Annotated in this window: 17 protein-coding genes and 1 pseudogene; 16 read left to right on the top strand and 2 right to left on the bottom strand. The window is 50.8% G+C overall.

What is annotated here, in order from left to right:
• Positions 1 to 68 precede the first annotated feature (68 nt).
• From L6H65_RS02365 to L6H65_RS02340, 6 genes and pseudogenes are all read left to right on the top strand, one after another.
• Positions 69 to 1,241: pseudogene (locus tag L6H65_RS02365) on the top strand (response regulator); the annotation flags it as partial.
• 123 nt (positions 1,242 to 1,364) lie between these two features.
• Complete coding sequence (locus L6H65_RS02360) at positions 1,365 to 7,076, top strand: HAMP domain-containing protein (RefSeq protein ID WP_236338734.1); 5,712 nt, start codon at positions 1,365 to 1,367, stop codon at positions 7,074 to 7,076.
• A gap of 196 nt (positions 7,077 to 7,272) precedes the next feature.
• The gene (locus L6H65_RS02355) at positions 7,273 to 8,160 is read left to right on the top strand and encodes a DUF72 domain-containing protein (protein ID WP_236338733.1); all 888 of its coding nucleotides are present in this window, start codon (positions 7,273 to 7,275) and stop codon (positions 8,158 to 8,160) included.
• A gap of 326 nt (positions 8,161 to 8,486) precedes the next feature.
• Positions 8,487 to 8,912 carry an RrF2 family transcriptional regulator gene (locus tag L6H65_RS02350; protein WP_236338732.1) on the top strand — a complete coding sequence of 142 codons (426 nt, stop codon included), beginning with the start codon at positions 8,487 to 8,489 and terminating at the stop codon, positions 8,910 to 8,912.
• Between the two features lie 205 nt (positions 8,913 to 9,117).
• Positions 9,118 to 9,429: a thioredoxin gene (trxA, locus tag L6H65_RS02345; protein ID WP_236338731.1), complete on the top strand. Its 312-nt coding sequence runs from the start codon at positions 9,118 to 9,120 to the stop codon at positions 9,427 to 9,429.
• A 273-nt stretch (positions 9,430 to 9,702) separates the two neighbouring features.
• Positions 9,703 to 12,069, top strand: a complete 2,367-nt coding sequence (locus L6H65_RS02340; RefSeq protein ID WP_236338730.1) for an S-layer homology domain-containing protein — start codon at positions 9,703 to 9,705, stop codon at positions 12,067 to 12,069.
• 59 nt (positions 12,070 to 12,128) lie between these two features.
• Here L6H65_RS02340 and L6H65_RS02335 read toward each other — a convergent pair whose 3' ends face one another.
• Together L6H65_RS02335 and L6H65_RS02330 are read right to left on the bottom strand one after the other, a co-directional pair.
• Positions 12,129 to 13,040 carry a stalk domain-containing protein gene (locus L6H65_RS02335; protein ID WP_236338728.1) on the bottom strand — a complete coding sequence of 304 codons (912 nt, stop codon included), beginning with the start codon at positions 13,038 to 13,040 and terminating at the stop codon, positions 12,129 to 12,131.
• Positions 13,041 to 13,356: 316 nt separating this feature from the next.
• On the bottom strand, positions 13,357 to 13,503 hold the full coding sequence (locus L6H65_RS02330; protein WP_236338727.1) for a hypothetical protein: 147 nt from the start codon (positions 13,501 to 13,503) through the stop codon (positions 13,357 to 13,359).
• 325 nt (positions 13,504 to 13,828) lie between these two features.
• On the opposite strand from L6H65_RS02330, the gene L6H65_RS02325 reads away from it, so the two are divergent.
• From L6H65_RS02325 to L6H65_RS02280, 10 genes are all read left to right on the top strand, one after another.
• On the top strand, positions 13,829 to 14,548 hold the full coding sequence (locus tag L6H65_RS02325) for a hypothetical protein (protein WP_236338726.1): 720 nt from the start codon (positions 13,829 to 13,831) through the stop codon (positions 14,546 to 14,548).
• A gap of 31 nt (positions 14,549 to 14,579) precedes the next feature.
• Positions 14,580 to 16,091, top strand: coding sequence for a zinc ribbon domain-containing protein (locus L6H65_RS02320; protein WP_236338725.1), 1,512 nt, complete (start codon positions 14,580 to 14,582; stop codon positions 16,089 to 16,091).
• Between the two features lie 61 nt (positions 16,092 to 16,152).
• On the top strand, positions 16,153 to 16,965 hold the full coding sequence (locus L6H65_RS02315; protein ID WP_236338724.1) for a zinc ribbon domain-containing protein: 813 nt from the start codon (positions 16,153 to 16,155) through the stop codon (positions 16,963 to 16,965).
• Positions 16,966 to 17,122: 157 nt separating this feature from the next.
• Positions 17,123 to 17,596 carry a hypothetical protein gene (locus L6H65_RS02310; RefSeq protein WP_236338723.1) on the top strand — a complete coding sequence of 158 codons (474 nt, stop codon included), beginning with the start codon at positions 17,123 to 17,125 and terminating at the stop codon, positions 17,594 to 17,596.
• 51 nt (positions 17,597 to 17,647) lie between these two features.
• Entirely contained in the window at positions 17,648 to 18,340 is a 693-nt protein-coding gene (locus L6H65_RS02305) for a response regulator transcription factor (protein WP_236338722.1), read from the top strand.
• A 15-nt stretch (positions 18,341 to 18,355) separates the two neighbouring features.
• Complete coding sequence (locus L6H65_RS02300) at positions 18,356 to 19,579, top strand: sensor histidine kinase (RefSeq protein ID WP_236338721.1); 1,224 nt, start codon at positions 18,356 to 18,358, stop codon at positions 19,577 to 19,579.
• 186 nt (positions 19,580 to 19,765) lie between these two features.
• On the top strand, positions 19,766 to 21,037 hold the full coding sequence (locus L6H65_RS02295; RefSeq protein WP_236338720.1) for an ArnT family glycosyltransferase: 1,272 nt from the start codon (positions 19,766 to 19,768) through the stop codon (positions 21,035 to 21,037).
• Positions 21,000 to 21,722 (top strand): glycosyltransferase family 2 protein, encoded by a 723-nt coding sequence (locus tag L6H65_RS02290; RefSeq protein WP_236338719.1) that lies wholly within the window; start codon positions 21,000 to 21,002, stop codon positions 21,720 to 21,722. Before L6H65_RS02295 ends, L6H65_RS02290 begins: the two co-directional genes overlap by 38 nt.
• The gene (locus L6H65_RS02285; protein WP_236338718.1) at positions 21,712 to 22,464 is read left to right on the top strand and encodes a DUF2304 domain-containing protein; all 753 of its coding nucleotides are present in this window, start codon (positions 21,712 to 21,714) and stop codon (positions 22,462 to 22,464) included. Before L6H65_RS02290 ends, L6H65_RS02285 begins: the two co-directional genes overlap by 11 nt.
• Entirely contained in the window at positions 22,461 to 24,458 is a 1,998-nt protein-coding gene (locus L6H65_RS02280; RefSeq protein WP_236338716.1) for a copper amine oxidase N-terminal domain-containing protein, read from the top strand. The genes L6H65_RS02285 and L6H65_RS02280 overlap by 4 nt, the downstream gene beginning before the upstream one ends.
• The last annotated feature ends 283 nt before the right edge of the window (positions 24,459 to 24,741 follow it).

Below are 24,741 nucleotides of genomic sequence, written 5' to 3'. Positions count from 1 at the left end.
GTTCGAATGTATACGCATCCAAGGTCCACTATTAAGCGTGTCAATTGTGAGCGGCAAGGAGGGATGATGTGGATTACCCTGTCAATATTCTGCTCGTGGACGACCATCCGGAGAATCTGGTTGCCGTTGAGGCAGTGCTTGTTGGCGAGCCTTACCGGATATTCCGGGCCTATTCTGGATTGGAGGCGCTTCGCTTCCTGCTGGAGGACGAGTTTGCCGTTATTGTTATGGACGTGCAAATGCCGGATATGGACGGGTTTGAGACAGCGCGAATTATTAAAACAAGAGATAAATTGAAGCATGTGCCCATTATTTTCTTATCGGCGACCAATCATGCTGAGCAAGACTTCAGAGGCTATTCGATTGGCGCAGTTGATTATATAAAGAAACCGTTCATTCCACAAATTTTAAAATCCAAGATTGAGGGCTATGTCAGCATCTATGAAACCAATAAGGCGCTCCAGCGGCAGAGCGAGCTGCTCCAGAAGCAGACTAAGGAGCTGGAGAAGACGAACCATGAGCTGATTCAGGCCAAGGAAGCGGCAGAGGTAGCCTCTCGGGTGAAATCGGAGTTTCTGGCGATGATGAGCCATGAGATCCGCACGCCTTTGAACGGGATTATTGGAATGTCGGACCTGTTGATGACGTTGAAGCTGGCCGATGAGCACGCCGAGATGGTGGAAATCATTCATAAGAGCAGCAATGCGCTGCTGTCGGTCATTAATCATATATTGGACTTCTCCAAGATGGAGTCAGGCAAGATGGAGCTGGAGGAGCAGCCATTTGTTCTTAAGCATTGCGTGGAGGAAACCGTTGATCTGTTCACGGCGGAATCCCGGGAGCGCAAGCTTGAGATGGTCGTAGCGATGGACCCGTCTCTCCCTGTCATTATCTATGGGGACATGACCCGCCTTCGTCAGGTGCTCGTCAATCTGGTCGGCAATGCAGTGAAGTTTACGCATGAAGGCGGTGTGTACATCATTGTCAATAAGCTGGAGGAGTCCGAGGATTTGCTTGAGATTGAATTTATTATCAAGGATACGGGCATTGGCATACCTGAGGATAAGGTGAATCAGCTATTCCAGCCATTCTCCCAATTGGATGCCTCGACGGGACGCAAATTCGGCGGAACGGGACTGGGGCTCTCCATATGCAAAACATTAGTGGAGCTAATGGGTGGTGCGATCCGGGTAAATGCGCCTGAGAAGGAAGCCGGCGCGACGATTGTGTTCACAATTAAGACGAAGCGGAACCCGGATGCTGATCAGGCGGCGGCACATTATCTCTGAGGAGCCCGCCCGACGCGGCATTATACGTTCATCGAAATATGAGAATATACTAAACCGGTATATGGAGTGGATAAAATGGCGGATCAGCACCTGAAATCAGAATCAAGCAATGGACAATTAGATACCGGATTGTTATTGAATGCGTTGATGGCGTTCAAGAAGGGTGATTTCACCCATCGCATGCCCTATGATCATACAGGAATCGCTGGCAAGGTGGCGGACACCTTCAATGAAATTATGGAGATGCAGGAAAGCATGGTGTCTGAGGTGCAGACGGTCGCCAGAGTTGTGGGCAAGGAGGGCAAGCTCACACGCAGGTTCGTACATAAGAATACGGGAGGCTCGTGGGAAACGGCGGTTGGATCGCTCAATGGCCTCGTAATCGATCTGATCCAGCCGACCAGCGAGATGGTTCGTGTTATTAATGCGGTAGCTCAAGGGGATCTATCGCAGAAGGTGGAGCTGGAGTTCGAAGGCCGGGCGCTGACAGGGGAGTTTCTGCGGACCGCTAACAATATCAACAGGATGGTGAACCAGCTCAGCACCTTTGCCTCCGAGGTGACGCGCGTTGCGCGAGAGGTCGGAACCGATGGCAAGCTGGGCGGACAAGCGGACGTCAAGGGCGTCTCCGGCACTTGGAAGGATCTGACGGATAGTGTGAATAATATGGCGAGCAATCTGACGGATCAGGTTCGCAATATCGCGGCGGTAACGACTGCGGTAGCTAACGGCGACCTTTCGAAGCAGATTACGGTTAATGCCAAGGGTGAGATTATGGAGCTGAAGAATACGATCAATACGATGGTGGATCAGCTCTCGATGTTCTCCTCTGAGGTAACCCGGGTGGCGCGCGAGGTCGGCACGGAGGGCAAGCTGGGCGGACAGGCGGATGTTAAGGGCGTCTCGGGAACATGGCGGGATTTGACCGAGAGCGTTAACTATATGGCGAGCAACCTGACGAATCAGGTTCGCAATATCGCGGTCGTTACAACGGCGGTCGCCAATGGGGATTTGAGCAAAAAAATTACGGCTGATGTTCAAGGTGAAATTCTGGAGCTGAAAAATACGATCAATACGATGGTAGACCAGCTCTCGACCTTCGCTTCTGAGGTCACCCGTATGGCGCGCGAGGTCGGCACGGAGGGCAGGCTCGGCGGACAAGCCGAGGTTAGCGGCGTTGCGGGGACATGGCGGGATTTGACGGAGAGCGTTAACTATATGGCGAGCAATCTGACGAATCAAGTGCGCAATATTGCCGAGGTAACGACAGCGGTCGCCAAGGGAGATCTGTCGAAGACGATAACCGTCGATGCCAAGGGTGAGATTCTGGAGCTGAAGAGCACGATCAATACGATGGTGGACCAGCTTAGCAATTTCGCCTCCGAGGTTACCCGCGTGGCGCGGGAAGTGTCCAATGAGGGGATATTGGGCGGACAGGCGGATGTTAAGGATGTATCGGGAACGTGGAAGGATTTGACCGACAGCGTTAACTTCATGGCAAGCACGCTGACCGATCAGGTGCGGAACATCGCAGAGGTGACGACAGCGGTCGCCAAGGGCGATCTGTCCAAGCAGATTACGGTCAATGCCAAGGGCGAGATTATGGAGCTGAAGAACACGATCAATACGATGGTGGACCAGCTCTCGACCTTCTCCTCCGAGGTTACGCGCGTGGCGCGGGAGGTAGGTACGCTCGGTATTCTCGGCGGACAGGCACAGGTGCGAGGCGTGGCGGGAACCTGGTACGATTTGACCGAAAGCGTGAATTATATGGCCTCCAATCTGACGAATCAGGTGCGCAATATCGCGGTCGTCACAACAGCGGTCGCCAACGGGGATCTGAGCAAAAAAATTACTGCGGACGTTCAGGGAGAAATTCTGGAGCTGAAAAACACGATCAATACGATGGTGGATCAGCTGTCAACCTTCGCCTCCGAGGTTACGCGTGTGGCGCGAGAGGTAGGAACCGACGGCAAGCTGGGCGGACAAGCGCAGGTTAAGGGTGTCGGCGGCACATGGAAGGACTTGACCGAGGGCGTTAATAATATGGCGCGCAATCTGACGGACCAGGTACGCAATATCGCCGAGGTGACGACGGCTGTCGCTAAGGGCGATCTGTCCAAGAAGATTACGGTTGATGTGAAGGGCGAAATTCTGGAGCTCAAGAATACGATGAACACGATGGTGGACCAGCTCAGCAACTTCGCTGCAGAGGTTACGCGCGTGGCCCGTGAAGTAGGAACAGAGGGCAAGCTGGGCGCGCAAGCCGAGGTGAAGGACGTATCCGGCACATGGAAGGACTTGACGGATACGGTCAACTACATGGCGAGCAATCTGACGATCCAGATGCGCAATATTGCAGGCGTAACGACCGCTGTTGCCAATGGCGACCTGTCCAAGAAAATTACGGTCGATGTGAAGGGCGAGCTGTTCGAGCTGAAGAATACGATCAATACGATGGTGGATCAGCTCAATTCCTTCGCCTCTGAGGTTACGCGTGTGGCGCGTGAGGTAGGAACGGACGGCAAGCTGGGCGGTCAGGCTCAGGTTCGCGGTGTCGGGGGTATCTGGAAGGATCTGACCGACAACGTTAATATTATGGCGACCAACCTGACCGATCAGGTGCGAGGCATCGCCAAGGTCGTTACTGCTGTTGCGAACGGGAATATGAAGCAGAAGCTGACGGTCGATGCGAAGGGCGAGATCGCGGAGCTGACGGATACGATCAATAATATGATCGACACGCTGGCAACCTTCGCGGATCAGGTTACAACGGTAGCCCGTGAGGTAGGCGCCGAAGGAAAGCTGGGCGGGCAGGCGAATGTTCCGGGAGCAGCGGGCACATGGCGTGATCTGACCGATAATGTTAACTATATGGCGAGCACGCTGACGACTCAGGTGCGCGCAATTACGAATGTGGCGACTGCAGTGACGAAGGGAGACCTGTCGCGCACGATTGACGTTGCGACAGCAGGCGAAGTCGCTACGCTCAAGGACAATATTAATGAGATGATCCGGAATCTGAAGGAAACGACGCGGATTAATATGGAGCAGGATTGGCTTAAGACGAATCTGGCGAAGTTCTCCAGGCTGCTCCAGGGACAACGGGATCTCAATGCGGTATGCCGCATGATTTTGTCGGAGCTGGCTCCGCTTGTGTCGATGCAGCATGGCGTATTCTATATCAACGAGCCAATGAAAGGCGAGCAATCGCTCGCATTGTTCGCGAGCTATGCCTATCAGCAGCGCAAGCATCTCTCCAGCCAGTTCCGGGCCGGAGAAGGCTTGGTGGGGCAATGCCTGATTGAGAAGCAGCGTATTCTACTGACGAACGTGCCAAGCGATTATGTCGTTATTTCGTCGGGTCTTGGTGAATCGCCGCCGCTTAATATTGTGCTGCTCCCGATTATTTTCGAAGATCAGGTGCTGGCTGTGCTGGAGCTTGCCTCTTTCCGTCCCTTCAGCGCGATCGATATCGCATTCCTGGATCAGCTGACAGAGTCGATCGGTATTGTGATCAATACGATGCAGGCGAACCAGCGGACGGAGGAACTGCTCATGCAGTCCCAATCGCTTACGGAGGAGCTGCAGAAGCAGCAGATGGAGCTGCAGAACACGAATGAGGAGCTGGAAGACAAGGCGAAGCTGCTGGTCATCCAGAAGGCAGAGGTCGAGAGCAAGAATAACGAGGTAGAGCTTGCCAAGCGTTTCTTGGAAGAAAAAGCCGAGCAGTTGGCGCTGACCTCCAGATATAAATCCGAGTTTTTGGCGAACATGTCGCATGAGCTTCGGACACCGCTTAATTCCTTGCTGCTGTTGGCCGAGCAACTGGCTGAGAATCCGGATGCCAACCTGTCCGACTATCAGGTGAAATTCGCCAAGACGATCCAGGACTCCGGGCTTGACCTGCTCAATCTCATCAATGATATCCTTGATCTGTCCAAGATTGAGTCGGGTACTGTATCACCGGATTACAATGAATTGTCGATAGCCGTTCTGACAGACGGTCTGGACCGGACGTTCCGCCATCTTGTCGAGCATAAGGAGCTGGATTACCGGATCAAGATAGACACTGATGTTCCTGGCGTTATCGTAACGGATACGAAGCGGCTTCAGCAGATTCTGAAGAACCTGCTGTCCAACGCGTTCAAATTCACGCAGAAAGGGCAGATCATGCTCTATATTCGCAGAGCTATGAATGGGTGGAGTCCCGATAATGAGCTATTGAACCGGGCGAAAATGGTTCTATGCTTCTCCGTAAGCGATACCGGCATCGGCATTCCGGAAGAGAAGCAGGGAATTATTTTCGAAGCTTTCCAGCAGGCGGACGGAAGCACCAATCGCGAGTATGGAGGCACAGGACTGGGGCTTGCAATCTCGCGTGAGATTGCCGCCATGCTGGGGGGAGAGCTTACGCTGCACAGCGCGGAGAATGTGGGAAGCACGTTCAACCTGTATTTGCCGCTGGACACAGAAATTATCGAAGCAGATCCCAAGCCCAGATATGTGCCCGAAGTGATTGATGTGACGCCGCCTAAGCAGGGACGGAGCTTCAGCTTGCTGCCGGATGTGGAGATTGAGGATGACAGGGAGCATATCCGGGAGGGGGATCGGGTCTTCCTGGTCATTGAAGACGATCTGAAATTCAATGAGATTTTATTGGACATGCTGCGCAAGAAGGGAATCAAGGTTGTGATCACGAACAAGGGCTCCAATGCGCTGGAGCTGGCGCACAAATATATGCCTGTTGCGATTACGTTGGATTTGCGATTAAAGGATACCGACGGCTGGCTGGTGATCGAGCATTTGAAGAATGATTTGAAGGTTCGGCATATTCCGGTTCTTGTCATATCGGTTGAAGAGGATGAAATCGACCTGATGTGCAAGGGGGTCAAAGATTATATTTGCAAGCCGGTCAATAATGAGGAGCTGGATAATGCGCTGGACAAGCTGAACAGCTTCGCGGACAAGCGGGTGCATCAGTTGCTTGTCGTTGCCAATGATGCGCAGCGCCGCAAGCATTATGTGGAGCTGATCAATAATTCGGATCTGAAAATTGTCGCTGTTGATACGGCCAGAAAAGCGTTGAATCAATTGAAGTCCAAGGAGTTCGAATGCGTGCTGGCCGATAATGATCTGCCGGATATGAACTTTCCGAAGTTCGTGCGAGAGATGGGGCTCAATGGGAAGAATAAGCATATCCCTGTTGTGTTCTATCCAAGCAGGAAGCTCACCGGTGAAGAAGAGCGCGAATTGGAGGAGCTGTTGAAGTCGGCTGTGGTGAAGGAAGTGCGATCACAGGTGCAAATGATGGATGAGACGACATTGTTCCTGCATCGACTGGCGGAGAATCTGCCGGAAGGGGCGCGGGAGAAGCTGCTGAAGCATCAATCGGATGAGATGATCGAATATAAGAAGGTGCTTGTCGTTGATGATGATATTCGGAATATTTTTGCGTTGACGACAATATTGGAACGGCATAATATGAAAGTAATTCCAGCAGAGAATGGGCATGATGCTATCTCCATACTGGAGAATACGTCTGATATCGATATTGTGCTGATGGATATTATGATGCCTGTAATGGACGGCTACGAGACGACTCGCGCAATTCGCGAGAAGGAAAGATTCAAGGATTTGCCCATCATTGCGCTAACGGCAAAGGCAATGAAGGGGGACCGCGAGCTGTGCCTGGAAGCAGGAGCTTCCGATTACATCACGAAGCCGGTCAACAGCGCGCAGCTGCTGTCGATGATCCGCCAGTGGCTGGACCGCCATGAGGAGTAAGAGCGAGGAAGCCTGAATGATCGACGGGCTAGTGATGAGGGTTAGTGATGAGGGCTCGTGGATTGACGGCGAGTGACCAAGCCTGGGTGTATGGATGATCCAGTGAGGAAGCCTGGTGGATTAAGGGGCTGGTGACCAAGTCAGGCTGGATTGATAGGATAATGATGAGAACCCGATGAAAGGGGCTGCTGAGTAGATGATCCGTATCGGATTGTGCGGATGGGGAGACCATGACCGCTTGTACAAGGATGTTCGAGCGGCGGCCCGCAATAAACTGCCAGCCTATGCCCAGTGGCTGTCGACCGTGGAGGTCGACAGCTCTTTCTATGCGGTACAAGCTCCTGCGCTTATGCAAAGATGGGGCGAGGCGACGCCTGCGGACTTCCGTTTTGTCGTTAAGGCGTACCAAGGGATGACTGGACATTCCCGTGGCAGCCCGTACGGATCTTTTGATAATGAGGAAGTCATGTATAACGCGTTCCTGACTTCCATCGCGCCGCTTAGGGAGACGGGCAAGCTGCTGGCCGTTCTGTTCCAGTACCCGCCTTGGTTCGATTGTACCCGGCCCAATGTTGAAACACTGCGGGTGGCGAAGGCGCGAATGGGCGATGTGCCCTGCGCATTGGAGTTTCGACATCAGAGCTGGTATAGGGATGATATGCGGGATAAGACGCTTGATTTTGCAAGACGAGAGGGCTGGCTGCATGTGGTCTGCGATGAGCCGCAGGCAGGAGAAGGGTCGGTTCCGATCGTTGAAGCCGCATCCGATGAAGCACTTACAATCGTCCGGCTGCATGGGCGGAACAAGGAAGGCTGGGTATCCGCCGCCGGTCAGCCCAATTGGCGGGATGTCCGCTATTTATACCGTTATAGCCAGCAGGAGCTGGAGGAGTGGGCCGAACGTCTGAAGCGGCTGGAATCTCTCTCTGCAACGGTATGTGTGCTGTTCAACAACAATTCCGGAGGCGATGCGGCAGATAATGCGCTGCAGCTGATGGAGATGCTGGGCCAACTGCCTCCGCGCGGCTCATTTGTGTCAAAAGCCGAGGGCGAGCAGGTGGAACAATTGGATTTGTTCAGTTGAAGTTGTTATGCCTGACATTACAGGAGCGGGTGGAGACAGCACGAGGCCAAGGTTCAAATAATGGTGAAGTGGTAATGTATAGATGTCCCCGTTAGTCGGCGGAGGCATCGTGTTTCTTCATCATTGATCGATACAGATATCAATACAGATACGATACAGATATCAATACAGATACGATACAGATATCAATACAGAGACTCCGGCTCCGACTTTGTAATCGTATAGAACTGACGTGTCAATCACATAATAGCAGGACTGCCTCCCGTCCGTTGACAATACCAACTGTAACTGATATGATTACAGTACAAAGCGGGGTGCCGTAAAGCATGAACAGCGAATTTACGATTGCCGTACACAGTCTGGTCTTCCTGGCTCACAAGAGTGATCGGATGGCTTCGAGCGAATCGATTGCGGACAATGTGTCCACGAATCCGGCTAGAATACGCAAGGTGATGAGCTGTCTGCGGCGTGGAGGATATGTTGACACGCGGGAAGGTGCCGGTGGCGGGTATCGGCTGACACTGGACCCAGCGGTGGTTACTTTGGCCGATGTTTACCGCTTGATGGCGCAGGGCTCAGTCATTCCAAGCTGGTGCTCCGGCGATCCCGATATGGATTGCGTCGTAGGCTCCAACATGCACGAAGTGATGGACAGCATATTCTGCAAGGCCGAGAAGCAGATGGAAATCTATTTTGACGGAATAACCATCTCAGATGTGCTGGTTCAGATTCATGAATGCAAAGATTGCTGATGCCGTGCAAGCAGAAACAAGTACAGCAGAAGCTAAGTACAGCAAGCAGAAAGCAGTACGTAATCATTACGTGAAACAACTGCGTGAACCAATTACGTAATGCAGCACGTGAATCGGCATAGAAATGCGTTTCGATTAGCAAGGTGTGACGGGAACTCCCTTATCATACAAGGAGTCAGTAATAATATTGAGAGGATGATTTCATATGGCAGTAGCATTGACGAAAGACAATTTCAACAAAAGCATCGAGAGCGGCGTTTCATTGGTAGACTTCTGGGCGCCATGGTGCGGACCTTGCAAAATGCAGCTTCCAATCGTAGAGGAGCTTTCAACAGAACTTCAAGGCCAAGCGGTAATTGGAAAAATCAACGTTGACGAGGAGCCTGAGCTGGCATCCCAATTCGGCGTTATGAGCATTCCAACACTGATTCTGTTCAAAGATGGTCAGCCTGTCGATAAAATGGTGGGTCTGCAATCCAAGGACGCTCTCAAAACGAAAATCTCCGGTCAACTGTAAGATCGAGCTATCGGGGCTTATTAAGAAAGAAGATGAAGGCAGCGGATCTCGCTGTCTTTTTTCTATATATAAGAAAGTGGGACCCGCTGCACTACATGGGCGTGATCATGGATCGGTGGCTGTAAGCGGAAAAGCGGTTCTTGAGCAGGTTCAACTACTATTCTATTTTTTCAGGGGAAGGTGCAACTTTTACATACATGTAAGCGTTTTATTAATTGGTATGGCATAGATAGGAAATTGAATGTTAGAGAGCACCTTGGGAGGGTAATAATAATGATGAGCAAACGGAACAAAAGAAAGAAGCATTGGCTGCTGGCATTGTCAGCCGCTGTAGCTTTGACAGCTGCGGTGCCGAGCGTTGTTCAAGCAGATAAGGCCAATTCCGGCCGTGCAGTGATAGATAGCGGTTCGAATGTCGGCAAGACGGAGGGAGCGGCGGTGAAAACGACGATAACGAAGGAGAAGGCGGAGGCGCTCGTTCGCGGCTATGTGAAGATACCCGATGAATATAAGCTGCAAAGTGTGAATTTGTATACACGTTCGGACTGGAATCAGCAGCGCAATATGTGGAATTTATCGTTCATATACAAGCTCAACGGAAAGCAAAGGGGGAGTATTGAGGCATCGATTGACGCGGACAGCGGGGTATTGCTAGGATACAAATCCTATATAGACAATCCTAACGCGAAGCCTGCTTATCCATTGAAGGTGAATCGTGACAAGGCGCGCGAAATCGCGCTCACCTTTGTCTCCTCTATGGCGTCTGCCTATAAGGATCAGCTTCAGTTCAACGCCGATTACGGCGCAGAATTGAAGCCGCCGCTGAACGGTCAGGTCCGGCATACGCTGCGATTCAATCGGCTCGTTGGCGATATTCCGTTCATGGACAACTATATCGACGTAGAGGTGGATAGCGAAGGGATCATTCTCTTTTATGATGTGAGCTGGGCGGAGGGTGTTAACTTTAAAGGGTTGAAGCCGGCGTTAAGCACAGAGGGAGCCGAGGCGAAGCTGCTTGAGGCATCCAATCCTGAGCTGGTTTATTACACCCCCTATGGGGCGAGGAATGCTAAGGACCCCCTCCTTGTCTATATGATGAGTCCGATCGCGATTGATGCGATAACAGGCGAGGTTGTGAGGGATTCTTATAGAGATTCACGTATGCCGTCAGCGACACCGTTAACGGAGAAGCCGCTCGGAAGCAGGTCGAAGGGCGGCAAAAGCTTAAGTCGTGAACAAGCGGTGCAGGTTGTGAAGGATGCCTTCACCATTCCAGCGGATGCGATTCAGGAAGAAGCGAATTATCAGGAGTATGTGGATGAATTTACAGGTGAGACCAGGGCAGCATGGATGCTGAACTGGCGGTCCACGAAGAATGGAAGAGAGGAAGGCGCAATCAGCGCTTATGTGGACAGCAGCACAGGCGAGATTCGCAGCTATTATTCGTATACGGATATGCAAAATAGAGATGCTGCGACAGCGAAGCAGCTGCCCTATGAGGAGATCAAGAGCAAAGCGGTCAAGTTCGTGGAGCAGCAGCTGCCTTGGCTGACCCATCAGCTTTATATTGTTCAGCCTGGTGCCACGGAAATCGAACAAATCAGCAAGGAAGCGGAACGCGGGCAGTATAATTTCTCGTTCCAGCGCAAAGTGGACGGGGCCCGTGTGGAGAATACACAGGTGCATATAGCCATTGATGCGGTTACGGGTGAAATACGTAATTACAACAGCGAGTTGTCATCCTTTGAATACCCGGAGAAAACACCTCCGATTATCTCGCGTGATGAAGCGGCGGCTGCGTGGATGAAGGTCTACAAAATGGAGCTTACTTATATTGTGGAGGCCTCCTACATCTATAATGGGGCACCAATTCCTGTTGAGAAATATAATGTTATGATGGCAGCCGGGGAGATCCAACCCGGCGAGAGCAAGCAAGAGATGACGACCAAGCTGGTCTATCGCCTTGTGCCGCGATTGTTGGATGAATCGGTGTATCTGGACGCCGGGACAGGAGAATGGCGGAACAGTGAAACCGGAGACAAGACCCAACTGGAGAAACCGAAGGCGGCAGACATAGAGGGGCACTGGGCGCAGCGGGAGCTGGAGCTGATGGCAGCGTACAAGGCGCTCGATATTGTGGATGGCAAGGTGCGGCCGAATCAGGTTGTTACGCGGGGCGAGCTGATCAAGATGCTGGTGCTTGCCATGAACAGCGGCCGACAGCCGATTATGTATAGCGCTCAGACGAAAGAGAGTGCAGCCTTTGATGATGTGGGGACGGGCTCCAATTACTATCCATACATTCAAAATGCGCTGGACCAGAATTTGATTGACCGCGGCGACGGAACGTTCAATCCGGAGGGCAAGGTGAATCGCGAGGAAATGGCGGAGCTGATTGTTCGGGCACTTGGCTACAATACGCTTGCCGAGCATGACTCGCTGTTCGCGATCACGTTCAAGGATGCAGGGAATATGGAGCAGAAGGGCCAGGCTGCGATTGCTGTAGGACTGGGCATTATGAGCCTGACGAACGGCAGCTTCGTGCCGGATCGTGAGGTAACGCGAGCTGAAGCGGCCACGGCATTCTTCCGTTTTCTGAGTGTTCGTGCGGAGCTGCAGGGAGAATCGCTTAGAAACTGATTTTAAAAAAGATCAGCCGAATTCCTTATCGGGAATTGGCTGATCTTTTTTCTGCTTATTTAGTGAAATATGACTTGGGAAAAATAATATTGATTGGTATCCTCATTGATACTATAGAGAAAATCAACGCCTATTGTAACAGGGCTTACATATTTATCTGAAACTTCTACATAATATTCAAACCATTTGGTGCGTTCTTCATCCATATTTACTTTGGATTTTGAAGAGAGATTATTGGCTGCGAGAGCTGCAAGAGCATTGTCGGCAAAGGAGATATATTCGTCCTCATAGTACTTTCTATAATCATCAATAGAATCTTTAAAACTGGAAGAGCTATGATCATAGGCATCGTTATCGTATCTATCCTTTTGGATATTGGCTTTAAGCCAAGCATTAACTTCAGTTAAATCCTTGCTCTTCAATGCTTTGGCGTATAGGCCGATAAGTGCCTTTGCAGCAGCTTTATTATCATTGAACATGGTCTGGGCTGTTGTATTCTTAGGATAAAAGCTCTTCGCATTCACACTTGCAGATGTTGAAGTTGATGGTTTTGAGGTAGTAGTTGAGCTTGAACTAGCGTTTTTATTTGAGTTCGAACTCGGTTGATTTGAACCTGTTGTGCTGCTATTCCCATCTTTAAGAGGAAGCGCCGCACTGTTGTCGCCTGTACCGCTAGCAATTGTTATGACTTGTCTTTTGTTATCCCAGTCTACACGGGCGCCTAACGATTCTGCTACATACTTTGCAGGTACATAACTGCGACCCTGATAGACGATTGGGTACAGCATGCCATCCTCGCTAGAGAGATTAATCTTCTGACCATCTACTTCGATTGCGATGTTGCCGTTTTGGAATGCACTGATTTTCTTGATCGCGGAGTCAGCATAAACAACGCTTCCGATTGCTGTTAATAATGATGCGACTGTAATAACTGTTAAAACTTTTTTGTTGAATAAATTTTTCATTGTCATCGCCTTGCGCCCCTTAGAATGATATATATGGAAAAAATATTTAACAATTATAAATACTATACTATCAAAAATAGTATATCAATATCATTTTTGATTAATTATGAGAAAGTTACTTGTTTCAAAATAAGAGGTTGAATAAGTGTGAACACAGCGGAGGGTCGGAAGAATCCTCCGAACCCGCGCAGCGGCGGCATATTCATCGATGCACGTCAACCGCTTGATTTGGTTTTGAGCGATAAAGAAATACAAAGTAGCTGTCTCTCCGCAATTTAGCTACTTCGAGACAGCCTAATGGACTATAGCGTCAATATGCTCTTTATTTATCTGTCCGCTTCTTCTTCTCGGAGTAGTTGCTGACGGACTTTGCGTCTTCGATCGTATCGTTCACGAACGCCATATCCTGATTCTCCGCCTTCATCGTCGTGCTCCCTTTGTAATTGCCCCTATGCGTATTGTTCTCCAAATGATTCACCTCCACTGACAGTTAGTTAGACCAGCAAATAGTGTGCGCGTATCAGGGTATTTCCATGCGCGCTCAAGGTTTGAATATAAAGGATAATAAAGGCGTGGAATGTTATTTTCCTTTCTAAAATTTCCTTAAAAAATAGTAGTATTCACCCTTTTTATTTATTATCATGACAAATTTCGACTTACTTCGACATGACAATTTGGTATGATAGCAATTGTGCCCACGGTTTATAACTACCATCACGTATCAGTGTCTTGGATGGGTGAAGATGTCGAAACGGCACTTGAATACAGATTAACAACATCGAGGAGGAATAAAAATGTCTTTTTGCACAAAATGCGGCCAACGCATGACGGAAGGCGAAGTACATCATTGCCCTGCGGTCCCGGCGGGAGCAGGAAGCCCTGCAGGATCGGCTGGAAATGATTTTGCATCTACACTTAAGCAGGTGGACGGCAATACCATTCTGGCATTGCTCAAAAATCCGCAGAATGCGCTTAATCTTAATACGGGCAAGGATTTGATCTACGGTATTCTTGGTATTGTTGCATCTCTTATCGGATTTATGATCGGTGCCTGGCTTATGGCTAAGAAGCTGGAGGATACCATTCTGGGACTGTTTGGATTCGGCGGGATGAGTGATTTCACCGACTTTGACGGAGGCTCTTCGACGTCTTCCATGTTCGGGCAAATGTTCCTTCTGGGACTTATCTCGCTGGCAGCGCTATTCGGCACGATCTGGCTGATCGGCAATTGGCGGGGAGCCCGTACGCTGTCGTTCAAGGATGTTGTTACTTACTTGGGCGGTTTGCAATACACGTTCGGTGCGGGCTTTATTCTGGCAGGCCTGTGTACGTTAGTCAGTCTTCGCTTTGGATTTCTGCTGCTGTTTATCAACCTGCTGACAGCTCTTGTTATTGCGCTGATGACTTCGTCTGATTTGTTCGAAGTGTCAAAGGAACGCCGATTGTCATTCGTAGGTCTGAGCATAGCGCTGTATCTGGTTGTTGTTATGCTGTTATCTTCTCTTATTATGTAGCTTGTCAATGAAAGACTAGGAGGATGACAGCGTGTATTGTGGAACATGTGGAACACAAGTCGCCGCAGGAACTCGTTTCTGCGGCGGCTGCGGCAATCCCGTGGGCGGAGAAGAGCTTCAAGAGCCCTCCTCGCCAAAGATAACCGTACCGAAGATTGCGATGAGCAAGAGGGCGAAGGTGCTTGCGAGCGTCATAATCGGTGTTGTTGGCTTGGCAGCTATCGCATATGGAATTGCCCATTATACATATGGGCCGGCTACGCCGGAGAAATTGAATGAATTGGTGCAGCAGGCAATTACGGAACGCAATGTGGATGAACTGGCAAGCTATCTGGATCCTTCACAAGACAGCTTGAAGGAAGCGGCCTCCATGGAGGCGTTCAAGCAGGCCTTCACCGAGGAAACTGCTGCGGAGTATGCACGTTATTTCAAACAAGCGGCCAATTTAACTATTCTATCAGGGCATGCTGGCAGTGATAATGACCATGCAGCAGAGCCGAATAGCTTCTACGGACCGTTCATTCTGGTGAAAGAAAGCAGCTGGCGGGGCACGAAGTGGAGCTTCAAGGTCAACGTATCCTCGCTTAAGGTTGAGAAGCCGGAGAATTGGAAAATTGAGAGCGCCCTGGGCACGTTGAAGAATGATACAGGAAGCTATTCAGAGCTATGGCCTGCCATTTATAAGTACAGCATTGGGGTATCCAACGCCTATGGCGGCACAGAGCAGCTGGAAGGCACAGTGAGCCTGATCAATAACAGTGCCGAAACACTAAATCTGGAGTATTTGGTGCAAAGCAATGTTTCAGTGCCTGTTCCTACGTTCAAAGACATTACATTCAAGCTGAATGGGGTTGAGCTTGGACAGGATCAGGATTCATCGATGCAGTGGATCGATATCTCGCCTGCGCCTAAAGAGATGAAGCTGGAGGTTAGCGGATCTTATCTAGGCAAGACAATCGAGACGACGGAAAGTCTTGATCCTGCATCCATTGATACGGATACGATCAAGCTTGTGGTTAATAAAGAAGTGGCTCAAATTGTTGCAGATATAGTGCTAAAGGCGAATGTGTCGTGGACGAAAGCGACTAATACGGGGGATGCTTCCTTGATTACAGGATTCGATCCTGACGAGTGGACCTATAAGCAGCTTGTTGCCAATATAACAGGGCCATCGGAAGAAAAGCTGTATCTGGCAAGAGTGGCAGTTAATCCTGAGAATATAGTTCTATCAGGCGATGAAATTCGGTTTGATGGATCTGAGGAATACACGTATGCCGGGGGCAAAGCGAGTGCAGTCAGCAACAATGGCTACTCCATTCAGAAGCAGCCCAATAGCGATGAGTGGTGGATCGTATCTCTGCATGAATCATGGTTTGCCAGCAATCAGTTTGAGAATGAGGCGAGCATTATCGTGGAGAATGCCGAGAAGCCGCCGGCTGAAGCTGTAGTTGCTCCGGAAGCGCCGGCTGGAGAAGAAGCGGCAGCTACAGAAGAAGCTCCGGCCACAGAAGAAGCAGCAACCACAGAAGAAGCACAAACATAAGTGAACAACGAATCAAACTTCGACATAAAGCGCAACATTATAATCGCGGAGGCATATCATCATGTATTGTACAGCATGCGGAACGAAGAATGAGGAAACGTCCAAATTTTGCAGCAGCTGCGGTCATTCTCTGCAAGGCTCTGCTCCAGAGAAGCAGGCTCCGGCCCGGGCAACTGACGGGATCCAAGGGACACCGCCTGCAATGTCACCACCAGCACCAACGTCAGCGCCAACTCTAGAAGCAGCACCGGCGCCTATCCCTGTTCCAGGGCCTGCCCCCATTAGTGGAGGAGGCAAGAACAAGACTATCGTTGCTGTAGTAGCGGTGATCATTATTGCAGCCATCGTTTATTATTTTGTCCAAAATAATTCCGGTACAAGCTTTGCCTATCAAGGGGTTAAGATTGGGGATAGCTTCGATAAAGCGAAGGAGAAGCTTGGTGCTTCAGAAATGGAAGATTCCGATGGACCCTTCGGTGTGAAAACGTATACGTTTGAAGATGGCGAAGTGGAAGTTCTCGTGCAGAATGACGAGGTTCAAGGGCTTATGCTGGAGGGAGAAGGACAACGACTGGATAATGGGATTGTTGTCGGCCGCTCCACGATCAAGGATATCATTAAGAAATATGGGGAAGGCAACCTGAGACATATCCCTGATGAGGATGCAATGATCTTCTATCTAGGAAAGGATCTCATAATTGGCTTCGAGATCGATTCCTATGGGGAAGGGTTTTTCGAGGAAGACGTTATTGCCGAGATACAGGGAGTAGCAAAAGATACTCTTGAGCGTCTGTCGGGAGAGGACTTCGAAAAAACGTTAAAGGACATGCCGCTTAAGTATAAGAAAGGCTCCTCAGAATCGGCAACTGAATAGGCAGGATGGGGAGTTGAACGGCTGAGATTGCTTTCTGTATGGAAAGCGGTCTTGGTCGTTTTTTTTTCGTGGAATAATATACCATAGGGCGAGTAACTTTTCCTGTATTTTCCCGTCTAATCTAATGTTGAAGTATGGTTTGAAGAGGGATGGGAAAATGAAGAGAGTCGTATATGTCATCATCGGGATTATGATCGGCGTTCTGATCAGCTTCGGGATCGGAGCAAGCGGGGGCAGGCTGGACAGCCTGATCGGCAAAGGGATACAGGGCGAACGGGAGATGTATTTGAACGGGGAAAAGATTGGAACAGCGGTGATCATTGACGGACAGACCTTTATGCCCGTGCGGGCAATGGATGGCTATTTTGGTGTGAACTTCACATTGGACAGCCGGAAAATAGTGTTCTCCCAGAACAACACTTTCCATGGCGAGCGTCCGAAAAAATTTTCTTTATATCAAATCCAGTACATGCTAAACGATGCGAAGGAACAGCTTAGCGGCATGCTCATGGAGCAGAATAAGCAGCCTTTGTTTTATTCGTTGGCGCAGAAGAAAAGAATCGCTGTGTCCAAATTATTAATAGCCCAGTACGAGCTGTGGGAGACGGATTATATGCTGGATAATCCCTGATGCGGTTATTCTGACAACAATTGGATGATTGGATGATTGGAGGAGGCTTCAATGCCCAGAGAAACGATACTGCTTGTCGATGATGAGCCGGAAATTATTAAGCTGATTGAAATTTATTTGAATAACGAGGGGTATCAGCTTCTTACGGCCTCCAATGGTCTTGAAGCGTTAAGCCAACTGAATGCCAACCAGGTGGACCTGATTATACTCGATGGCATGATGCCATTCATGGATGGGTTTGAGACTTGCATGAAAATACGCGAGGAAAACGATACTCCCATTATTATGTTGTCCGCCAAAAGCCAGGATATCGATAAAATTACCGGCCTCAGCATCGGTGCGGACGATTATGTCACCAAGCCCTTCAATCCGTTGGAGCTGATGGCGCGAATCAAATCCCAGCTTCGCCGGCATAAGCGGCTTGGCAGCGCCCGAACCGACAATGAGATCGAAATTGATGATCTTGTCATTAACTTCGCCACCCACCGGGTTACAGTAGACCGTCAGGAAGTCAAGCTGACTCCGAGAGAATTCGGAATTCTGAAGCTGCTTGCCGTGAACCGCGGCATCGTTCTCAGTATGGATAAGATCTATCAGGAGGTATGGAATGAGCCATTCATGGTGTCCAAGAACACGGTGATGGTTCATATTCGCAAGCTCCGCGAGAAAATCGAGAAGGATTCACAGAATCCCCGCTATATCAAGACGGTTTGGGGCATCGGGTACAGGATGGAAAATGAGTAACGGACGGGAGACGGCATGTTGAATCAGAAATGGCTGCATACAATCCGGTGGAAATTTATTTTCTTCGGCATGACGAGCGCGGCCGCCACCGCTCTGGCGCTCTATCTAGGCGATACACTTGCACGCTACCTGATCGCTTACCCACCGTTTATCCGGCCGCTGAGCTGGATCGTCAACACGATCGGGTCAACTCCCGTAATGGTCGTGGGCGGTATTGCAGGCTTCATCACAATGTTCTTCATGATGAGCGGAAGCACAATCCGGTATATGGAGGAGATTCATGAAACGTTGCACGAGATGGGCGAAGGAAAGCTGGACAATAAGCTATCTGTCCGTTCGGGCGACGAGCTGGGGCGGATCGCGGGCAGCATTAACCGCGTTTCCAGTGAGCTTCAGCAATCTCTTGAAGAGATTACCTCCGGCCTGGAAGCGCTCGCTGGCGGCCAGTTTGATTACCAGATTCCGGTGAGGACGGGTGAGCTGGCCAGGGTGGCGAAGAGCATTAATCTGATGTCCGCACAGCTGAGCCGTTCCATCGAGGATGAACGCAATGCGGAGAAAACTAAAAATGATCTGATTACAGGTGTATCGCATGATCTGCGAACGCCTCTTACTTCGGTATTGGGTTTCCTCGAAGTTATTGATCAGGATCGTTATAAGGATGAAGTAGAGCTAAGGCATTATGTGAATATTGCGTATGAGAAATCGAAAAGCTTACTGAAGCTTGTCGAGGATTTGTTCGAATACACACGGATTGCCGGCGGTCTTCCGCTCAACAAAGTGGAGCTCGATATCTCCGATTTCGTCAGTCAGCTGGCGGAGGAATACTCGCTGACCTTCGAGAAGGCCTCTATGACCTGCCGGATCAAGGAAGCGCCGGAATCTCTTATTATATTGGCGGATGGCGATATGCTGGTCCGCAGCTTCGAGAACCTGCTGACCAATGCAATACGTTACGGGCACGAGGGACGTTATGTCGATATTGTTATTGCCCGCATGGCGAATAAGGCGGTGATTCGCTTCATCAACTACGGCGAGCCGATCCCGCAGCATGATCTGCCATACTTGTTCGACCGCTTCTACCGGGTCGAGCAGTCCAGGTCCAAGGAAACCGGCGGCACAGGTCTTGGACTTGCCATCACCAAGAGTATTATTGAGGCGCATGGCGGCGTCATCAGAGCGGAGAGCGGCCGGGAGCAGACGGTGTTCGAGGCCGCCTTGCCCCTCTATACGGCTTAATGATTAATAAGACAAACTTAAGCGTTTGTTAAGAACTCACGAACAGGGCTGTTAAGATTTCTCTACTATACTTCTATCAGGTGATGGGAGATGGGGAGAGACTTGGACAGCCCTGTTTCGCGTTTCCTGATATTGATATGCTTAACAGCCGCCTGTGCCAGGTGGTGGAGAGGAGACCGCTGATATATGCGCAATTGGAAGATCCGACCTTGGCCCGCAGTGGCGCTGCTGTTTGTCGTTGTGGTTTTAGCCGCATGGTTAAGAGTCGATTTCGTGGCTTCAGTGGACCACCGTGTTTCGCACGATACAGTTCATTACGATATTATGGTTCGGCAGTTGCTGGAGGAAGGAATTTACGCCTATAAGGATACAAAGCCGAATGCGCAGGTGACACCGGGGTATCCGCTCTTTATGGCGGCTGTCTATAAGCTGGTTGATTACAGAGAGCATGATCCATTTCCTTATATCCGTTATGCCCAGGTATTGATGGGAACTGCCATGGTCGTGATTGTCTATCTGATCGCCCGGCGCTTGGGCGGCCTGTGGACAGGGTTGATCGCGGCAATGGCTGCCGCTGTATATCCATCGTTTATATGGACGACAGGCGCGATTCTAACGGAAACGCAAGCCGCATTATTGTTCACACTTTACCTTTACTTACAATTGATCGCATTTGATGGGAAGAAAGCAGTGCATGCCATGCTTGCCGGAGCAGCAATGGGGCTGACGGTTCTGACGAGGCCTGAATTTCTTCTCCTGATCGGAGTGAGCTATCTGTTCTACTGGCTGTGGAGCAGAGAAGCGGCGCGTGCCGCCGCCAAGCTGCTGCTGTTCGCGTTATTAGGGACAGCGCTCGTCCTGTCACCATGGGTGATCCGAAATATAGTGACCCTGCATGAGGTAGTGGTCGCGTCAACGCAGGTGAATCCTTTTGCAGCGGGCACGTATCCCGACAAAAATTACGAAGACGGGCTGGTGGATCGGCACGGCAAAACCCAAATGGAGGTGGCGATGGAGCGCCTGAAGGTCGGATTCTCCACTAAGCCTTGGGAATTTGCCAAATGGTACACCGTCGGCAAGCTGAACTATATTTATTCGAAAATGTTTTATGGCAGCGGACACCAGCCCTATTATCCCGTTATCCCTTACGGCAGATGGTTCCATATGGCTCTTCTCGGAATGGGGATCGTCTCTTGCCTCGTGCTGCTTCGCAAATGGAGACAGCCCGCTGCGCTGATTGTTGTGCTGCTGGGGGTTTTGACGGTTACGCGACTCGCCTTTGTGCCGGAATATCGTTATAACTTCACGGCGATGCCGCTGCTTATCATTATCGGCAGCCTGGGCGGCATGATGTTTCTGCGCTGGATTGCAGACACGTACCGAATGAAATGGCGGAACTACTTACCGGGAGGAAGAAGAAATGAACAAAGAGATTTTGATCATCATACCGGCATATAACGAAGCGGTGGGTATTCGCCGGGTCATTGCAGACATTCAAGAGGCTATACCATATGCGGATATCCTCGTCGTAAATGATGGTTCGAGCGACAACACCGGTGCATTGGCCAAGCTCGAAGGCGCGCTGGTTGCTAACCTGAGCTGCAACCTTGGTATCGGGGGAGCGGTTCAGACAGGCTACCGTTACGCGGCGGCACGAGGGTATAATTTTGCCGCGCAGATGGACGGGGATGGGCAGCATAATCCGGCGGATTTCGCCCGCATGCTGGAGGCCGCACGGATGAAGAATGCGGATATGGTGGTGGGCTCCCGTTTCGTAGAAAAGCAGGGCTTCCAGTCCACGGCGATACGGAAGGTCGGGATCAGACTGTTATCGGGACTGCTGACCGGGCTGCTGGGCCGGAAGGTGACGGACCCGACCTCGGGTTACCGCATCTGCAACAGGAGGGCCATCACCTTGTTCGCATGTGAATATCCGACAGACTATCCGGAGGTGGAGGCGCTTGTGCTGCTCGATAATTTCCGGTACTCCTTTCTTGAGGTTCCGGTGGTTATGAACGAGCGTTCCTCTGGAACGTCGAGCATTACGTCCCTTAAATCGGTTTATTACATGGTTAAAGTGATTCTGGCGGTGCTCATTACTAGAACGAAAAAAAGAAAGTGGCGGATGGGCTATGAAAATTGACGTATTCTTCATTAATTTTCTCATTAGCATCAGTTTTATGGGCACGATTCTCTACTTCATTAGAGGCCGCAAGCTCAGGGAGCAGTACTCGCTGCTGTGGCTGCTGCTCAGCTTTATCATGATGATTCTATCGTTATTCCCCGGCATGATTGACTGGCTCGCGCTGCAATTCCATGTTGCCTATGCGCCTTCGCTGCTGTATCTGTTGGGACTTGCGGGTATTCTGTTTATTCTCCTTCATTTGACGATGGCTGTTTCGTCATTGACGAATAAGGCGATTGTGCTCACGCAGACAGTTGCCCTGCAAGAGCAAATGCTGCTGGAACGCGATGTCCAGCTGCAAGCCCGAGTGGAAGCTCAAGTACAGGCCCAGGTGCAGGCGCAAGTGGAAGCGCTGGTGGAGGCTCAAGTGCGGGCTCAAGTGCAGGCGCAAGTGGAAGCGCTGGTGGAGGCTCAAATGCGGGCTCAAGTGCAGGCGCAAGTGCAGGCGCAGGTGGAAGCGCTGGTGGAGGCTCAAATGCGGGCTCAAGTGCAGGCGCAAGTGGAAGCGCTGGTGGAAGCCCAAGTACAGGCGCAGGTGGAGACTCAAATGCAGGCTCAAGTACAAGCGCTGATGGAGGCTACGATGCAAGCTCAAGTGCAGGCTCAGGTGGAAGAACGGACACAAGAAAGTGGACGTAGCTTGGTGGAAAAGGGAGGGGCTGTCCCCTCTGACAAAACATTCATTCAGGAGGAACTATGAACGTTATTCGGCAAGTTATCTTGATCACAGTCTTGGCATTGGCAATTGCTATATCGCCGTCGCCTCTCTTGGCTCAGTCGATGCAGGGGCAGGATCTGGCTGGTGCTGTGCATGCAGGAGAATTGATCTTATACATAAACAGTACTGTAATAGAACTGGATGGGCGCAAATATAATGCGGCCCGGCCCCTGACAGTTAAGAAGGGCGTTGCGTATGTTAGCTTGCGCGCGTTCGCGGAACGTTTGCAGGGAAGCAGCATCTCCGCCAATGCCAAAACGAAGGAGACGGTTGTGCGGATTGGCGGCACTGAGCTGGTTGTGAAAGTCGGGAGCAGCGTAATGCATGTGAATGGCAAAGCGAGGAAGCTGCGGGGAGCTCTGTATGCCGACCGAAACGTGCTGATGATACCGGTCACCGATATAGCGAAGGCATTGAACATTCCTTATGCGATGTCCGGAACTGGTAAAGCGATAGTGCTCAAGCTAGCAGCAATCAAGCCTGTCGTTTCATTCACTGTTCAGTCGGATGAAATTATCGCCGGAGAGACCATAGTAAGCTATACGACCAACAATTACTCCCCGAGAGGCCTTCCCATAATCTCCGAGCGATGGGAAGGACGGGAGGAGATCTTCGTGGAGCCTGGCGACTATACCGTGCGATATTACGCAGCGGATGCCGGCGGACAATGGAGCGAGCCGTATGAGCTGACGATCCATGTCGTGTCACCGAATACGCCTCCTGTCGCTTCATTTTCGACGGATAAAGAGGTATACAGGATGGGCGAGCCTGTTATCGTGAAGGATGAAAGCACGGATGCGGACGACAATATAGTGGATCGGAAGTGGAGTAATCAGTTGCCGGCATATTTTGAACCGGGCGAGGTGACGATTGGTCTTACCATTACAGACGGTCGGGGGGCCTCGTCGGAATCCAGTCGGACAATCCGCATTACGGAAGAGAAGCTGTACGCGGAGGACGACTTTTACAAGCTGTTCGCGGATATTGGCAAAAACTTCAGCATTAACAGCGCGTCCGTTAAAAATATGGAGGCGATACCCTTTACATACACAACGGAGCCTGTCACCCTGTTCCGCAGCAGCGGTCCCGAATCTGTCTACTCCGAAGGGGTATTGTATCGTGACGATATAGTCGGCGATGTCCGTTTCATGCTGCATCATAAGAACAAGCTGGGGGCCAAGGCCAAGCTATACCTCATCGCGCAAAATTTAGACGATGCTCCGGCCAGTCTATGGGTAGGAGCCAGCGGTTCAGCCGGGCCAACGCCGATGCCGGAATTCGCGGGACGTATGTCTCTTGCGCGGTATTATGAAGCGACAGCATCGGGCGACAATTCCAGAGAGCTTGTATTGGCGCCGGGGGAGAGCAAGGTGCTGTTCGAGGAAATAAGCAGTAAGGCTATGCTGCAGGATGATATTATAACTTTTCACGGGGATGTCTACAGCAGCTCGCGCATTCGTTATACGGCCTTTCTCATAGGCGCTGAGCGTGAGCCGCTCGCCGCTGCGCCGCTGCTGCCGGCACTTGACCCCCGCCAATCGATTGTGAGAGGAACCTTTGCGGATGCGACGCGCGTATTCGATTACACCGGCATCATTGGTGATCGGACGACGAAGCTCTCGTTGACCGACAATTCGGCGGATCCGTTCATGTCAGGGACGGACGGTTTGAATGGCACGCCAGCTACTAATTCGGGCAATTACGGGATGCTGTACAAGGTTGTGCTGCGCAATGTCGCTCCGAGAACATTGATTGCTTTCAACCCGCGTGGAGGTTCCTATACGGGAGCTGCGCTCGTTAATGGGAATATGGTCAGCTTTGCTCATCTCGGTACGGAGATTTCGACCAATCAGGCGAGCGTGCTGTACCGAACGAGGGATAATGTGGAGACGGTCGAAATCTGGATCACTCCTTCGGCAGGAAGCAATATGCCGTTCTGTCTGCTGTTCATGCCGCTGCCGGAAGAGAAGATGTGAGGCGGACGGTAAACGCGAAGAAGGAATGTTCCAGATGCAGCTGTAAGTAAGAAGTGCCGACCGCCAAAGAATCCGTGAGTCTGACTCGCGGATTCTTTGGTATGAAGGACGGCGATGCATGTGCGAACCACACGTGCAGATTAGCTTAGAAGGTCGTGGATGATTTGTGCAATGACGTTAGCAGGCAACAGTCCTTTTCGTGCTGGTGCTGCCTTTTCGGACGGATGCTTGAATGGTTGGCGGTGACACTGGGTCTTTCAATGTTTGTTGTCTTCGTCTATAA

It is taken from the genome of Paenibacillus plantiphilus, assembly GCF_927798095.1.
In the GTDB taxonomy this organism is placed as follows: domain Bacteria; phylum Bacillota; class Bacilli; order Paenibacillales; family Paenibacillaceae; genus Paenibacillus_Z; species Paenibacillus_Z plantiphilus.
Note: the sequence above shows the minus strand (reverse complement) of the source record. Positions and strands in the feature narration are given on the sequence as shown.